Raw genomic sequence first — 15,857 nt, 5'->3', positions numbered from 1 at the left:
TCAGTTGGCTCCCTGCGTGGCGCTCGCGCCGACGGCGGCATTGCCGGGCGCCGGCAGCAGCGTGATCTCGACGCGGCGGTTCAGCGCGCGGTCCGCCGGCGAATCGTTCGGCGCGACCGGATCGAGCGTGCCGCGCCCTTCCGCCGCGAGCCGCTCCGGATGGTCGAGCCGCGCGGCGATCATCCCGCGCACGGCTTCCGCGCGTTCGCGCGACAGGTCCCAGTTCGATGCGAAGCGCGCCGTATGCACGGGCGTGTCGTCGGTATAGCCGGTCACGCGGACGTTGCCGGGCACCTTGTTCAACGCATCGGCCACGCGCGCGAGCACCGGCACGTAGCGGTCGATCACCGACGTCGAGCCGGACTTGAACACCCCGTCGCCGCGCAGCACGATCACGCTGCGGTCGGCCTGGTCGCGCACCGCCACCAGGCCGGCCGCGATCTCCGGTTCCAGGAACTTCGCGATGCGCGGCGCCTGGGCCGGGCGCGGCGGCGCCTGCGCGGGCTGCAGTTTCGGCACGTGCAGCGCGTCGATCGACGCGAACAGCCGATCCGAATGCCCGGCGAGCGCGATCCGCAGCCCGACGAACACGCCGAAGCCGATCAGCAGCGCGAGCGCCACGCACACCCACAGCGGCACGCCGAAGCGGCGCGCGACATCGCGCGTGACGACGTCGCGCCAGTGTGGCGACAGCGCCGGTTCGAATTCGCCGCGCACCGAACGGATCGTCAGCGCGAGCTGATGGCGCAGCGCGTCGAGCTGCGCATGGCCGTTGTCGAGCACGCGATAGCGGCCCTCGAAGCCGAGCGCGAGACAGAAATACAGCAACTCGAGCAGGTCGAGATGCTGGCGCGGCTGCTGCGACAGGCGTTCGAGCAGGTGGAAGAATTTCTCGCCGCCCCACGTCTCGTTGTGGAACGACACGAGCAGGCTGTGCGACGACCACACGCTGCCGCCCCACGGCGTCAGCGCGGCCGCCTCGTCGAGCGCCGTGCACAGGCAGTAGCGCGCGCCGATGATCGCTTCCGACGGCACGCCGGCCTCCTGCGCCCGCGCCTCGAACTGGCGGATCTCGACCACCAGATGCTCGCGCAGCCACGCGGGGTTCGGGTGATGGACGGTCGAGCGGATCTGCGGCACCAGATTGAGCAACGGATTTGCGGCCGCGACGAGCGGGTTCGTGCCGCTCGCGGCCCAGCGCCCCGGGCGCGGCTGCGTCGCGGTCGGGCCGGCCGCGCCCGCCGCGGCCGGATGCATGCCGCCCGGATTCGGCGGCACGAATCCGCCGGCGCCGGGGGAGATCGAATCGGAGGAGGAATTCATCGCGTCGCCCCGCCCTTACCCGCGTATCGCCCAGAATTCCATCGAGAGCCCAGGGAATTCGCCGGCGAAATGGAAAGCGAGACCGCCGGAGCGCGCCAGCTGCTTCCACAGGTCGCTGCCCTTGTCGATCTCGAAGTACGTATGGCCCGCGTGATACGGGATCTGCCGCGGCGCGACCGGCAACTGGCGCATCGTGATGCCCGGCAGCTGCAGCTGCACGAGATCGCGGATCCGCTCGACCGGCCCGAGCTTCGCCTGCGCGGGAAACCGGGCGCGCAGGCTGTCGGCCGGCACGTCCGCGCGCACCGCGAGCACGAAGCCGGCCGTGTCGCGCAGCGCCGGGTCGGCCAGCGTCGCGACGCGGATGCCGTTGCCCGCATCGCGCAGCTCGATCTGGATCGCGTTCTGCTCGAGCACCGTCGACAGCGACCGGCGCAGCTCGGTCATCAGCTCCGCGAAGCTCGTGCGCAGGTCGTCGTGCACGTAGACCGCAAGCGACTGCGGGCGCCGGCCGGCCGCCGTGAACGTGCTCAGGTCGCAGGCGAGCTTCAGCCAGTCGCAGAACAGCGCCTCCGGGTGCGTGGACACGTGCTGCTGCGCGTGCCAGGTCAGCGCGAGATAGCGGTTCACCAGCTGCAGCAGCAGGAAATCCGCGACTTCCGACACGCCGCCGCGCCCGGGCTCCGACAGCCGCGCCGCGAGCGCTTCGCTGCGTTGCGTGAGCAGCCCGTGCAGCTCGCGCGCATACGCCAGCAGCACGGCGTCGTGCTGCGCGACGAGGCGCGGCGGAATGTAGCCGTCGTCGACGAGCAGCCGCGCGTCGGTGCGCCGCTCGACGATCCGCGCGACGCCGAGCGCGTGCCAGTCGCCGGTCAGCTCGGCGTCGAGCATCAGCCGCACGTTCAGGCGGCCCGTCTGCAGCAGCGCGGGGCCGAGCGCGACCGCGTTCGCGTCGGCCACTTCGTATTCGCGGACGACGTAGCGCGCGACGTCGGCGCTGCCATTTGCACCGCTTGCGCCGCTCGCGGCATTGGCGCCGCTTGCACGTGCACCCGCACCGAACGACACCTCCTCGCCGCCGCCACGCCACAGCGGCAGTGCAAGCACGACGAGTTGGTCCTTCGCATTGGCCGGCACGTCGAGCGGCTCGGGGAGATCGTCCGGATGGGACAGGTCGAACGGCGTGCCGTCGCGCATCACGCCCGATGCGGTGCGCAGCGCGACCTTGCCGAGCGCCAGTTGCTCGCGATCGAGTTCCAGCGTGTCGAAGCCCCAGTAGAAGCCTTGCAGCGGCAGGCAGCGCAGCGCGACGTAGCGTTCCCAGTGCCGTTCGAGCTGCTGGAAATGCTGCGGCCGCAGGAACATCCCCTCGGTCCACACCACCCGCTGGCGGAGCGCCGCGACCGGCGTCGCGGACATCGTCGGTTCGGTCATGGGCGCCCCTTCGCATCGTTCAGCGCGACGCCGCCGTTGCGGACGGCGATCGACAGCTTCAGCTCGCCCGGCGACGTCTGCCAGAACTTGTAGAGATTGAGCTGCTTCGCGCGCGGCAGCGGCACCGTCAGCCGCCAGCGGTTCTTGTCGAGCATCCGGTATTCGGCGACCACGCCGATCGCGCCGGCCTCGACGTTGCCGCGATAGTGCAGCGTGCGCGATTCGCCCGGCCGCAGGATCACGCGGTCGGTGCCGAGCAGGTCCGCGCCGAGCACGTTTTCCGGCTTGTCCTGCAGCGAGAAGAAATCCGCGCTGTCGAACGACGCCGCCGCGCGGAGCTGGAACACCTTCAGCACGATCGGCGAAGGCTTGCGGTTCAGGTCAGGGTTGACGTCCGGCGCAACGTCAACGGTGATCGCGTACGGCACCGCCGCGGCGTGCTCCGTCGCACCGCACCCCGGCAACAGCATCACGCATCCCCATACGATGAAACTGCTCGACCGCCATTGCATATTCCACCCTCGCCACCCAATAGCCGTGCGCCGGTTTTCGACTTCGAAACCGGATGACCTGATTGAAAAAGGGACAATTAATTGATCGGTAATTGTGTAACCGGCATATCCATCCATTGCAATTCGTGTCGGCAAATTATTCTTGTAAAAAGCCGGGTCATATCATTAATGATTTTTGAAAGTCGCTTTGGCGAGATGATGGGCAATTGAATCGGGATTGGTAAATTAATGGCAAAAGTTAATCCGGCCGGTGCACGCGGGCGGCCCGGTTCCATGGCGTGGACACCTGTCGGATGGACGCGGGGCGCAAGCCAGCCACCCGCCGGGCAAGGGACGCTCGCGACGGAGGTGGTGTGGCAGGCTATTCGTTTCGCACGAACGGACGGCACCGTTTTTCGTGCATTGACGTGCGCTGACCAAACAACTGATGAATCCGAAAAACACAGCGAACTATAGGCCGTTTTTCCGGTTTCACAAGCACGGAGATTCGTAGTCGATTCTGCATTCAGGTGGAAGCGGATTGCCGAAATGAAACAAAACGTAACGGCCGGTTGGGTGCCGATGATTGGCACTAGAATCCAACAGCGCTTGTGTGCCACCTTCCAATTACGCCAATTTTTAATTTCAATAATGAAAGGTCGTTCATCGCTCGTTCTTTTTCTCGGCGCACTGTTGCTGGGGGCCGGCGGGTGCAGTACGTCCCCGACACAGTCGGCTGCACGCGCGACGCTCGACAGCGCGCGCGCCGCATACGACGGCGGCGACTACGGGCGCACGATCGCACTGCTGAGCCATGCGAAGGAGATCGACGGCGCCGACCCCGACACGCAGGTGGCCGCGCACAAGCTTCTCGCGTTCAGCTATTGCGTGACGAACCGCATCACGCCGTGCCGCGCCGAGTTCTCGAAAATTCTCGACCTCAACCCGCGCTTCGACTTGTCCCCTGCCGAGAAGGGGCATCCGATCTGGGGGCCCGCGTTCGAATTCGCGCGCCGCAGGCATGCGTCGTCATCCTGAACGAACCGGCGTCCACGCGAGCGCTTCACCGAGCGACGTATGACATGCAACTGATCGTGATCGAACATGCCGGCGAGCCGGTCGAAAACGACTCCTACGACGCCGTCGTGTTTCATCCGCCCGGCGGCACCATCGGCCGGGCCAGCGACAACCATCTCGTGTTGCGCGACGACACCCGGCAGATCTCGCGGCTGCAGGCGCTGCTGCAGGTCGGCGACGACGCGTGCCTGCTGAAGAACCTGAGCAGCGTCTCGACGATCGAGGTGAACCGCGAGCCGGTCGGCTATGCGCAGGAGCGCCCGCTCAATACCGGCGACATCATCCGCATCGGGCCGTACGTGCTGCGCGCCGAACGTGACGACGGCGGCTCTGGCGACGATGCGCCGGTCATCGACATGGCGACCGAGACCGGCGTGCACGTCGATCCGCCGCCGCAGGCGCGAACGTCGGCGGCACCCTCGCCCGCATCGTCTTCGCGGATCGATACGAAAGGCGCCGGCAACCGGCTGTGGGGGCTGCTCCAGGATCGTCTCGCGCCCCGCGGCAAGGCGGCGGACACCGGTACGCGACCCGGCGGCCCCGCACGGGCGGATGCTGCGCAGCCGGCGAATCGCGCGGCGCAAACCGTACCGCCCGCCCCTTCACAGCGCGACCTGCACCAGCTGTCGACCGATCCGCTCGACCTGTTCGCGCAGCCGTCGGGCGATATCGGCACATCGGGCGCATCGGGCACGGCATCGCATGCCGAGCGCGGCAACACGGCACGCGAAGCGTCGTCCGCGACCCAGGCCGACCATGCGCCCGAGTGGACCCAACACGTACGGGTGCAGCCCGCTGCCGCGCGCGCGGCCGATACGCCTACGCAGCCGGCCGACGAACCGGCGCCGCCTGCCGCGCGCGCGCCGACGCCCGATGAACTGCTGAGCGCGTTCTTCGAAGGCGCGGGGCTCGATACGGCCGCCGAGTCGCATCAGTGGTCGGCCGAGCAGCTGTACATCGCGGGCCAGTTGCTGGCGCTGTTCGCGAACGGCACGGTCGAGCTGCTGTCGTCGCGCAGCATCCTGAAGCGCGAGGTGAAGGCGCACATGACGATGCTGCTCGATCGCGAGAACAACCCGCTGAAGCTGCTGCCGGACGGCGGTGCCGTGCTGCGGCAGATGTTCGGGCTGCCGCTGCCGGGCTTCATGTCGCCGCAGAGCGCGGTGAGCGACGCGTTCCAGGATCTGCATGCGCACCAGATCGGCATGGTCGCCGGCATGCGCGCCGCGTTGATGGACCTGCTGACGCGCTTTTCGCCGCAACGGCTGCGCGAGCGCGACGACGCGATGCGCTGGTACGAGAAGCGCGTGCCCGTGCTGTACAAGGCGAGGATGTGGGATCGCTACGCGGCGACCCATCGCGACACGGTGTTCGCGATCGAGGACGATTTCGCGTCGGTGTTCGGCAAGGCGTTTCTGGCCGCGTACGACGCGGAAGTGGAAAGCTACCGCGGCAGCGGCCGGCATTGAGCGTCGAACGGCACGCCCGCCGCCGGTGGCGGGCGGCGCGTGCCGGCGGTAGCGTCAGATGCCCGTTTCATGCGAGGCCACCTTGTTTCGCCCCGTTTCCTTCGCGTGGTACAGCGCCTGGTCGGCCGCCTTGATCACCGACTCGACCTCCCCTTCCTGCCCGGGATCCCAGCTTGCCACGCCGATGCTCGCGGTGACGCGCCCGAATTCGCTTTCCGCATGTTCGATCGCGAGCCCGTCGATGGCCGCGCGAATCCGTTCGGCGATCTCGGTCGCGCCCGTGGCCGGCGTATCGGGCAGGATCACGACGAATTCCTCGCCGCCATAGCGGGCGGCGGTGTCCGCGGGACGCCGGATGTTCTCGCCGATGCATCGCGCAACCGCCGCCAGCGCGTCGTCGCCGGCCTGGTGACCATACGTGTCGTTGAAGGCCTTGAAGCGGTCGACGTCGACGAACAGCAGCGAAAACACCGAACGGGCACGGCGGGCGCGGCGCCATTCGAGGTCCAGCACTTCCCCGAACGAGCGGCGATTGTTGAGCCCGGTGAGGCCGTCGGTGCGCGCGAGCATCACCAGCTCCGATTCGGCCCGCATCCTGCGCCGCAGCTGGGTGCCCAGCAAGAAGGACAGCACGATGAACGCCGCGCCAAACGTCGCCACCAGCGCGCCGATCATGATCGCGCGCCGCCGCCACGCCGCGTAGATGTCCTGCTCCGCCTCGGCGACCATGATGATCAGCGGCAGGTGCGGCAGCGTCTTGAAGTAGTACAGGCGGCGCACGTGGTCGATCGTCGAGGTCTCGGTGAACGAGCCTTCCGGCGCCGTCATGAAGTGGCGAAACGTCGCCGCCTGGCTGATGTCGCGGCCGATGGTGTGTTCGTCGTACGGCTGGCGCATGAACATGATGCCGTCCCGGCCGACCAGCGAGATCGCGCCGTGCGAGCCGAGCGCGAGGCCGGCGAACAGCGTGTGGAAATACTCGAGATTGACCGCGATCAGTGCAATGCCGCCGAACGAGCCGTCCGGATTCGACACGCGGCGCGTCAGCGCCACGCTGAGCGAGCCGCCGCGCAGGCGGGATGCAAACGGATCGCTGATGTAGAGCCCGGCGTTCGGATTGTCCCGGTGAACCGTAAAGTACTTGCGGTCGCCGAAATTGCCCTGGCGCGGCACGTCGTTCGCCGAATCGAGGATGATGTTGCCGGCCGCATCCAGCACGAGCATCGAGCCGAGAAATTGCGCGGTCATCGCATGATCGAACAGGACGCCGCGCCGCAGGGCCGGCGTGGCCGCCATGACGTCCGGCCGCCGAAGGCCCTGGATCACCGCCTCCAGTGACAGGCCGTACAACTCGATATTGCGCTCGATGTCGCGCTCGGCGACGAGCGCCAGGTTTCGCGACGTCTCGCGTGCGCGGTCGAGCGCGTCGTGACGGCTCTGGAACAACTGCAACACGCAGAGGCCCATCAGCGCGCACGCTATCAAGGTCCCTGCCAGCACAACGTAATACGGCGCTGCCGACCGCGGATGCATCCGTGTCCTCTCAGGTTGGGCCGACGCTGACGCACCGGTTGTTCTGGTTTCTTCTGGATAAGCTATACCAAAAAGTGTGACGTCCGGGTACGAGGGGCAGTCCGTACTTGCCAGGTTGCGGGTCACGTGAGCCGAACGGTATCGGGCGGAAGGCGCCGACGTCAATTCACCGACGGATGCGGCACGCGTCGTTGCCGGTGACGGAATTGAAACGATCCGCCCGCAGTGACACACATATTGAAATACCGAAGGGGGTGCCGTTCGAATGAACGGCGGGAGTGAGACGCTGGCAATAGACCGGGCGCCCCGCCCGGCCCGCGCCGATCGCATGCGCGACGCCAACAAGCGCCGCGCATGCGATCGATATCGACGACCGTCAGACGGCCATCACCGTCACCGACTTCGTGACGAGGTACGGCTCGAGCGCTTCCGGCCCGCCTTCCGACCCGTAGCCCGAGTCCTTCACGCCGCCGAACGGCATTTCCGGCCACGGCGTCGCCGGCTGGTTGATCCACAGCATCCCGACTTCGAGGCGCTGCGTGAGCAGGTGCACGTTCGCGAACGAACGCGTGAACGCGTAGCCGGCGAGACCGAACGGCAAACGGTTCGCTTCCGCGATCGCCTCTTCGAGCTTGTCGAAACCGCGAATCGCCGCGACCGGGCCGAACGGCTCGTTGTTGAACACGTCCGCTTCGAGCGGCACGTTCGCGATCACGGTCGGCGCGAAGAAGTTGCCTTCCGAGCCGATCCGCTCGCCGCCGGTTTCGATGCTCGCACCGACCTTGCGCGCGTTGTCGATGACCGACGCCATCGCGGTCAGCCGGCGCGGGTTCGCGAGCGCGCCGAGCGTCGTGCCTTCCTCGAGGCCATTGCCGACCTTCAGCCCTTCCGCATGCTTGACCAGCGCGCGCGTGAATTCGTCGCGGATGCTGTTGTGCACGAGGAAGCGCGTCGGCGAGATGCAGACCTGCCCCGCGTTGCGGAACTTCGCGCCGCCGGCCGCCTTCACCGCGAGCACGACGTCGGCATCTTCGGCCACGATCACCGGTGCATGGCCGCCCAGTTCCATCGTCGCGCGCTTCATGTGCAGGCCCGCCATCGCGGCGAGCTGCTTGCCGACCGGCGTCGAACCCGTGAACGTGACCTTGCGGATCACCGGGTGCGGGATCAGGTACGACGAGATTTCAGCCGGATCGCCGTACACGAGGCCGATCACGCCGGCCGGCACGCCTGCGTCGACGAACGCGCGCAGCAGCGCGGCCGGCGAGGCCGGGGTTTCTTCCGGCGCTTTCACGAGGAACGAGCAGCCGGTGGCCAGTGCGGCGCTCAGCTTGCGCACGACCTGGTTGACCGGGAAATTCCACGGCGTGAAGGCGGCGACCGGGCCGACCGGCTCCTTCACGACCGTCTGCTGTGCGCCGAGGTTGCGCGGCGGCACGATCCGGCCATACACGCGGCGGCCTTCGTCCGCGAACCATTCGATGATGTCCGCCGCCGACAGCACTTCGACGCGCGCTTCGGTGAGCGGCTTGCCCTGCTCCTGCGTCATCAGTTGCGCGATCGCGTCGGCGCGTTCGCGCACCAGCGCGGCCGCCTTGCGCATCGTCGCCGCGCGCTCGTGCGCGGGCACCTTGCGCCAGGCTTCGAAGCCGCGTTGCGCGGCGGCGAGCGCGCGGTCGAGATCGGCGATGCCCGCGTGGGCCACCTTGCCGATCGGCTTGCCGGTCGCCGGGTTCACGACGTCGATCGTCTTGCCGCTCGCGGCGTCGACCCACTCGCCGTCGATCAGCAGTTGCGTATCCGTATAAGTCACGTTAGCCATCCAGACACCCCTACATTGCGTCGATAAACGCGCGCTGCCGCGAACGGCCGCGCGCCGGTTGACAGAAAAAGCCACGCCGCCGGCGCAGGCACGCACCCGGCGGCAGTGACGGCGGGCACGCCGGCCCGCCCTCGTTCCGCATGGGGCCGCGCTCAGCGCGCGGCCGCCGTCGCCTTGCGGAGTTTCGCGACGTCCGCCGCCTGCACGGCCGGCGCGCCGTTGTTCCAGCCGGCGCGCATGAACGTCAGCACGTCGGCGATCTGCCGGTCGTTCAACTGGTTCGAGAACGCCGGCATCGGATACGCGGACGGCACGCCATCGATCACGAGCGTGTCGCTGCCGTTCAACGTCACGTTGATCAGCGACGATGCATCGGCTTCGAGCACGTTCGGATTGCCGGCGAGCGGCGCGAGCAGCGGCGCGTAACCGCGCCCGTCCGCGCCGTGGCAATGCAGGCAGTAAGCGTTATACACCTTCGCGCCCGGATCGGCCGCCGGCCGGCCCAGCGCGGCCTGCGTCGCCTTCGGATCGTAGCTGTACGGCGGCGCGCCCGTGCCGCCCGCCGCCGGCAGCGATTTCAGGTAACGCGAAATCGCGGTCAGATCGTCGTCGGTGAGCGCCTGCGTGCTGTGGTTGATCACGCTGACCATCGAGCCGAACGCGGTCGCATGGCGGTTCGCGCCGGTCTTCAGGAACTGCGCGACTTCGGCCTCGTTCCAGCGGCCGAGCCCCGTGTTGGGCTCGCCGGTCAGGTTCGATGCGAACCAGTTGTCGATTGGCGCGCCCGACAGGAACGCCGCGCCGCCTTCGTCGAGCGCCTTCTCCTGGAAGCCGACACCGCGCGGCGTGTGGCACGACCCGCAGTGCCCGAGCCCCTGCACGAGATACGCGCCGCGGTTCCACATCGCATCCTTGGCCGGCTTGTCGGCATAAGGCGTCGTGTCGAGGAACACCTTGTTCCACAACGCGAGCGGCCAGCGCATGTTGAGCGGCCACGGGATGTCCGACGGCCGGTTCGCCTGCTTCACCGGCTCGACGCCGTGCATGAAATACGCGTACAGCGCCTTCACGTCGTCGTCCTTCAGCTTCGCGTACGACGGGTACGGCATCGCCGGATACAGGTTGTGACCGTCCTTCGCGACCCCCTTGCGCAACGCGCTTTCGAAGTCGGCTTCGGTATAGCCGCCGATGCCCGTCTCCGGATCGGGCGTGATGTTGGTCGTGTAGATCGCGCCCATCGGCGTGACCATCTTCAGGCCGCCGGCGAACGGCGTGCCGCGCGGTGCGGTGTGGCACGCGACGCAGTCGCCCGCTTTCGCGAGATACGCGCCGCGCGCGACGAGCGCGCTGTCGGCCGGCGCCGCCTGCGCGGCATATGCGGCCGTGCCGGCCAGCAGTACGGACACGGCAAGCAACGACGTGCCGAGCGTCTTCAGGGTGAGGTTTTTCATGGTCGTCTCCTCCCCTCAAGCCGTCTTCAGCTGGTCGCCGACCGGCAGCTTGCGCAGTCGCTTGCCGGTTGCCGCGAAGATCGCGTTCGCCACCGCCGCGGCGGTCGCGGCCGTACCCGGCTCGCCGATCCCGCCCGGCGCCTCGCCGCTTTTCACCAGATGGACCTCGATCGGCGGCGTCTCGTTGATCCGCAGCATCCGGTAGTCGGTGAAGTTGCTCTGCACGACGCGGCCCTCCTCGATCGTGATCTCGCCATACAGCGCGCCGGTGATCCCGAAGATGATGCCGCCCTGCACCTGCGCCTCGATCGTGTTCGGGTTGACGACCATCCCGCAATCGACCGCGCACACGACACGCTTCACCTGCACATCGCCGTTGTCCACTGCCACATCGACGACGATCGAGAAGAAGCTGCCGAACGCGTGCATCACCGAGACGCCGCGCCCTTGCCCCGTCGGCAGCGCCGGGCCGCCCCAGCCGGCCGCCTTCGTCGCGACGTCGAGCACGTTGAGCGCGCGCGGCGTCTTGCCGAGCAGCGCGCGGCGGTATTGCACCGGGTCGGTCTTGGTCTGCGCGGCCAGTTCGTCGATGAAGCTCTCGACCACGAACGTGCCGCGCGTCGGGCCGACGCCGCGCCAGAACGCGGTCGGCACGTGGCGCGGCTCCTGGCGCACGTAGTCGACCAACTGGTTCGGCAGGTCGTACGGCAGCTCGGCCGCGACTTCGACCGCATCGGGATCGACGCCGTGCTGGAACGCCGGCGGCGCGAAGCGCGCCATGATCGACGAGCCGACGATCCGGTGCTGCCACGCGACCGGCTTGCCGTTCGCGTCGAGGCCGGCCGAGATCCTGTCGTGGTAGCACGGGCGGTACATGTCGTGCTGCACGTCTTCCTCGCGCGTCCAGATCACCTTCACCGGCGCGTTGACCTGTTTGCCGATCTTCACGGCCTGGCCGATCATGTCCGTCTCGAGCCGCCGGCCGAAGCCGCCGCCGAGCAGATGGTTGTGCACGACGATCCGGTCGGGCGCGAGGCCCGTGAGCTGCTGCACGGTATCGCGCGCCCGCGTCGGCACCTGTGTGCCGACCCAGATCTCGCACCCGTCGCCGCGCACGTGCACCGTGCAGTTCACCGGTTCCATCGTCGCGTGTGCGAGCAACGGCTGTTCGTAGACGGCGTCGACGCGCGTCTTCGCATTCGCGAACGCCTTGTCGACGTCGCCGTCCTTGCGTGCGACCGCGCCCTTGCCGTTCGCCGCCGCCTGCGCGAGATCCGCGAACAGATCCTTCGTCGAGACTTTCGCGCCCGCGCCCTCGTTCCACTTCACGACCAGCGCCGACGCGCCGCGCTTCGCGGCCCACGTGTGATCGCCGACCACCGCCACCGCGTTGTCGACGCGCACGACCTGGCGCACGCCGGGGAGCTTCTTCGCGGCCGTGTCGTCGACGCTCGCGACCGTGCCGCCGAACACCGGGCTGTTCACGATCACCGCGTAAAGCATGCCGGGCAAGCGGACGTCGAGCCCGAACTGCGCGGTGCCGTCGACCTTCTCCGGCGAATCGAGCCGCTTCTCGGGCGTGCCGATCAGCTTGAAATCCGCCGGCTGCTTCAGCGCGACGTCCTTCGGCACCGGCAGCTTCGCCGCCGCGTCGGCGAGCTGGCCGTACGACGCGCGCCGGCCGCTCGGCGGATGCTGCACTTCGCCGTTCGCGGCGCGGCAGGCTGCCGGATCGACGTTCCATTGCTTCGCGGCCGCCGCGACCAGCAGCGTGCGCGCGGTCGCGCCCGCACGCCGCAGCGGCTCCCATGCATAGCGCACCGACGTCGAGCCGCCGGTGAGCTGGCCGCCGAGCAGCGGATCGAGGAACAGCTTCTCGTTCGGCGGCGCATGGTCGAGCGTCACGCTCGACAGCGGCACTTCGAGTTCCTCCGCGATCAGCATCGGCAGCGCCGTATAGACGCCTTGCCCCATTTCGACCTTCGGCATCACCAGCGTGACCTTGCCGGCGCGGTCGATCTGCACGAACGCGTTCGGTGCGAACACGCCCGGTTGAGCCGGTTCGGCGGCGTCGCCGCCGATCACCGAACGACGCGCATCGTCACCCGCGGCCGGCATGCTGAAGCCGAGCAGCAATCCGCCGCCGGCCGCCGCGCCCAGCGACATGCCGAGCTTGAGGAACGAACGGCGCGACACGCCCGCGCCGGCCCGACCGGCTTCGATCAGTCCTCGTGACATGTCATGCCTCCTTCGCGGCTTGCTTCACGGCCGCGCGAATCCGGTTGTACGTGCCGCAGCGGCAGATGTTGCCGGCCATCGCCGCGTCGATGTCGGCGTCGCTCGGGTTCGGGTTCGACGCGATCAGCGCGGTGGCGGCCATCACCTGCCCCGACTGGCAGTAACCGCACTGGACGACGTCGAGCTCGCGCCACGCCTGCTGGACCTTGTGGCCGGCCGGCGTCGCGCCGACGGCTTCGATCGTCGTGATCTTGCGGCCGGCGACGGCCGCGACCGGCAGCACGCACGAGCGCGCGGCAACGCCGTCGAGATGCACCGTGCACGCGCCGCACTGCGCGATCCCGCAGCCGAACTTCGTGCCGGTGAGACCGACGACGTCGCGCAGCACCCAGAGCAAGGGCATGTCGTCGGGGGCGTCGACCGAGCGGGTTTCGCCGTTGATGTTGAGGGTGATCATTCAGCCTCCGGGGCCGGTGTATTGGGGAAGCGGCGCGAACGATGCGCCGCGTGGTGTTGTCATCGCCGCCGCATGCGGTGCGGCGGGTGCCGTGCGGCCCGGGTGGGAGCGCGCCGCGACGGGCGTACGGCGGGGTTACTCGGCGACGTCGATGCCCGACAGCACCTTGATGACCGGCGGCGCGGTGAACCAGTCGGCCGACTTCGCGCGGAATTCGCCGAAATGCGGGCTCGCGAGGTGCGCGTCGAACGCAGCCTGGTCGTCGTAGATTTCGTACAGGTGGAGGTTCGGCGAGCCGTCCTGCTCACGGAACAGGTCGTAGCGCCGGTTGCCCGGTTCGGTGCGCGTCTTCGCGACCATGCTGCGCAGTTCGGCCTCGGCGGCCGCCGCGTGTTCGGGCTTCAGGAACAGGGAAGCAATTACGTGCAGCGCCATCTTGTCACTCTCCTTGTCGTCGATGGTGGGGTCGAGCATGCCACAAGCCGGCGTCGCATGACGCCGGCGTGCAATCGTCGTGTGTCGTCGTGCGGACGCGTCAGGCCAGTTCGTCGGGGCCCACGCGCACGACGACCTTGCCGAAGTTCTTGCCGGCCAGCAGGCCGATCAGCGCTTCCGGCGCATCGGCGAGATCGGGGACGACGTCCTCGCGCGTCTTCACCTTGCCCTGCGCGACCCATTCGCTCATGTCCTTCATGAACGTCGCATAGCCGGTTGCATAGTGATCCATGATGATGAAACCCTGCATCCGGATGCGCTTGCGCAGGATCGTGCCCATCAGTGCCGGCACGCGGTCGCGGCCGGTCGACACGGCCTTGTCGTCGTAGGCCGCGTCGTTGTAGTGCGCGATGATCCCGCACACCGGCACGCGCGCATGGTCGTTGAGCAGCGGCCACACCGCGTCGAACACGGCCCCGCCGACGTTCTCGAAATAGATGTCGATGCCGTTCGGGCACGCTTCCTTCAGCTTCGCGGCAAATGCCGGATCGCGGTGGTCGACGCACACGTCGAAGCCGAGCGTATCGGTCACGTACGCGCACTTGTCGGCGCCGCCCGCGACGCCGACCACGCGGCAGCCCTTCAGCTTGGCGATCTGGCCGACCACCGCGCCGACCGCACCGCTCGCCGCCGCAACGACCACGGTTTCACCGGCCTTCGGCTCGCCGATCGTCAGCAGGCCGGTATAGGCGGTGAAGCCCGGCATGCCGAGCACGCCGAGCGCGTACGACGGATGGGCGAAGTCGCGGCCGAGCGGAATCAGACCTTGGCCGTCGGACAACGCATAGTCCTGCCAGCCGGCGCCTGCGACCACCAGGTCGCCTTCGCGGAACGCCGGCAGGTTCGACGAGACGACCTGGCTGACCGTGCCGCCGACCATCGGCTGGCCGAGTTCGGCCGGCGGCGCATAGGACGGTGCGTCGCTCATCCGGCCGCGCATGTACGGGTCGAGTGACAACCAGACCGTGCGCAGCAGCACCTGGCCGGCGCCGGGCGTCGGCACGTCACTGGATTCGGCGCGGAAGTTGTCCGGCGTCGGCGCGCCGACCGGGCGCGAATTCAGGATGATCTGGCGATTAGCGGTCTTGCTTTGCGGCATGTGAGTCTCCGTCAACAGGAATGGACGTGCTTCGTGGGCACGATCGGATCAGGGATGGACCAGCGGGAGAGGCATGCGGGCGGCGGCGGCGGCGCTCAGGCCGTCGCGGCCGCGTGCATGCAGTTGAATCAATCGGAACAGCGTAATGCGGCGTGGCACGTTCGTCATGCGAAGTTGAGTAGACCAGTCGTCTAGAATCAGGGTAAAAACAAGGCGCGCCGATGCGCGCCCGCGTTACGACTGCGCGCCGCCCCGCTCGAGCGGCGGCAGGTTCAGCATGCGCCGCGTTTCGACCATCGCCCTTTCGAGCGGCTGGCGATTGCGGTGAATCTTTTCCAGCAGCGTCGCGCCCAGCCACAGCTCGTACAGGATCGCGGCCGTATGCGACGGATCGGCGACCCCGCTCAGCGAACCGTCGGCCAGCCCGGCCTCGATGCCGCCCGCGAGCCGCTCGATGATCTGGCTCGTGCCCTGCCGCAGCACCGCGCGCATCGCTTCCGACAAGTCCGACACTTCCGCGCCGAGCTTCACCGCGAGGCACTTGCCTTCCGGATCGTCGGCGCATTGCGTGTGCAGCCAGTTGCGCCAGTACGTCATCAGGCGCTCGGCGCCCGTGCCGACCTGATGCTTGAACAGGTTGTCGAGGTGCGCGAGATAGCCGTCGAAATACGATTCGAGCAGCGCTTCGCCGAATGCCTCTTTCGAGCCGAAGTAATGGTAGAACGAGCCCTTCGGGATGCCCGCCGCAGCGAGAATCTCGTTCAGCCCCACCGCCGAAAACCCCTTGTGGAGCATGATCGGCTTGGCGATATTCAGGATGTGCTGGCGGACTTCCGCGCCCGAAGATGCATTCATGATGGCGTATGGTAGCAACGATTAGACCGGTCGTCTAGTAACGTCGAGCCGGCATGTTGAGCGGCACTTTACCCGATCCCCGCCCGGCGCCCAAACGTCGCGCCTGCATACCT

Annotated in this window: 13 protein-coding genes; 2 read left to right on the top strand and 11 right to left on the bottom strand. The window is 68.1% G+C overall.

Annotated features, from left to right (window positions below):
* Genes CFB41_RS24665 through tssJ form a run of 3 tightly spaced genes read right to left on the bottom strand, consistent with a single transcriptional unit; the run spans window position 1 to window position 3,269 of the window.
* Window positions 1-1,323: a DotU family type VI secretion system protein gene (locus CFB41_RS24665; RefSeq protein ID WP_089458229.1), complete on the bottom strand. Its 1,323-nt coding sequence runs from the start codon at window positions 1,321-1,323 to the stop codon at window positions 1-3.
* Between the two features lie 15 nt (window positions 1,324-1,338).
* The gene (tssK, locus tag CFB41_RS24660; protein ID WP_089458228.1) at window positions 1,339-2,757 is read right to left on the bottom strand and encodes a type VI secretion system baseplate subunit TssK; all 1,419 of its coding nucleotides are present in this window, start codon (window positions 2,755-2,757) and stop codon (window positions 1,339-1,341) included.
* Window positions 2,754-3,269, bottom strand: coding sequence for a type VI secretion system lipoprotein TssJ (gene tssJ, locus CFB41_RS24655; RefSeq protein WP_089458227.1), 516 nt, complete (start codon window positions 3,267-3,269; stop codon window positions 2,754-2,756). The genes tssK and tssJ overlap by 4 nt, the downstream gene beginning before the upstream one ends.
* Before the next feature lie 630 nt (window positions 3,270-3,899).
* Between tssJ and CFB41_RS24650 the strand changes: the two genes are divergently transcribed.
* Window positions 3,900-4,286 (top strand): TssQ family T6SS-associated lipoprotein, encoded by a 387-nt coding sequence (locus CFB41_RS24650; RefSeq protein ID WP_089458226.1) that lies wholly within the window; start codon window positions 3,900-3,902, stop codon window positions 4,284-4,286.
* A 44-nt stretch (window positions 4,287-4,330) separates the two neighbouring features.
* Complete coding sequence (gene tagH, locus CFB41_RS24645; RefSeq protein ID WP_089458225.1) at window positions 4,331-5,794, top strand: type VI secretion system-associated FHA domain protein TagH; 1,464 nt, start codon at window positions 4,331-4,333, stop codon at window positions 5,792-5,794.
* 54 nt (window positions 5,795-5,848) lie between these two features.
* On the opposite strand, the gene CFB41_RS24640 is transcribed toward tagH, so the two are convergent.
* From CFB41_RS24640 to CFB41_RS24605, 8 genes are all read right to left on the bottom strand, one after another.
* Window positions 5,849-7,327 (bottom strand): diguanylate cyclase, encoded by a 1,479-nt coding sequence (locus CFB41_RS24640; RefSeq protein ID WP_089458224.1) that lies wholly within the window; start codon window positions 7,325-7,327, stop codon window positions 5,849-5,851.
* 376 nt (window positions 7,328-7,703) lie between these two features.
* A complete protein-coding gene (locus CFB41_RS24635) occupies window positions 7,704-9,149 on the bottom strand; it encodes an NAD-dependent succinate-semialdehyde dehydrogenase (protein WP_089458223.1) in 1,446 nt (481 codons plus the stop codon).
* Window positions 9,150-9,301: 152 nt separating this feature from the next.
* On the bottom strand, window positions 9,302-10,600 hold the full coding sequence (locus tag CFB41_RS24630) for a cytochrome c (RefSeq protein WP_089458222.1): 1,299 nt from the start codon (window positions 10,598-10,600) through the stop codon (window positions 9,302-9,304).
* Between the two features lie 15 nt (window positions 10,601-10,615).
* On the bottom strand, window positions 10,616-12,838 hold the full coding sequence (locus tag CFB41_RS24625) for a xanthine dehydrogenase family protein molybdopterin-binding subunit (RefSeq protein ID WP_089458221.1): 2,223 nt from the start codon (window positions 12,836-12,838) through the stop codon (window positions 10,616-10,618).
* A gap of 1 nt (window position 12,839) precedes the next feature.
* The gene (locus tag CFB41_RS24620) at window positions 12,840-13,295 is read right to left on the bottom strand and encodes a (2Fe-2S)-binding protein (RefSeq protein ID WP_043183740.1); all 456 of its coding nucleotides are present in this window, start codon (window positions 13,293-13,295) and stop codon (window positions 12,840-12,842) included.
* Window positions 13,296-13,430: 135 nt separating this feature from the next.
* Entirely contained in the window at window positions 13,431-13,730 is a 300-nt protein-coding gene (locus tag CFB41_RS24615) for a putative quinol monooxygenase (RefSeq protein WP_089458980.1), read from the bottom strand.
* Window positions 13,731-13,830: 100 nt separating this feature from the next.
* Window positions 13,831-14,889 carry an NADP-dependent oxidoreductase gene (locus CFB41_RS24610; RefSeq protein ID WP_089458220.1) on the bottom strand — a complete coding sequence of 353 codons (1,059 nt, stop codon included), beginning with the start codon at window positions 14,887-14,889 and terminating at the stop codon, window positions 13,831-13,833.
* Between the two features lie 234 nt (window positions 14,890-15,123).
* On the bottom strand, window positions 15,124-15,744 hold the full coding sequence (locus CFB41_RS24605) for a TetR/AcrR family transcriptional regulator (RefSeq protein ID WP_089458219.1): 621 nt from the start codon (window positions 15,742-15,744) through the stop codon (window positions 15,124-15,126).
* Window positions 15,745-15,857: the final 113 nt, after the last annotated feature.

Source organism: Burkholderia sp. AU33803 (genome assembly GCF_002223095.1).
In the GTDB taxonomy this organism is placed as follows: domain Bacteria; phylum Pseudomonadota; class Gammaproteobacteria; order Burkholderiales; family Burkholderiaceae; genus Burkholderia.
This window is presented reverse-complemented; position numbering and strand designations above follow the sequence as displayed.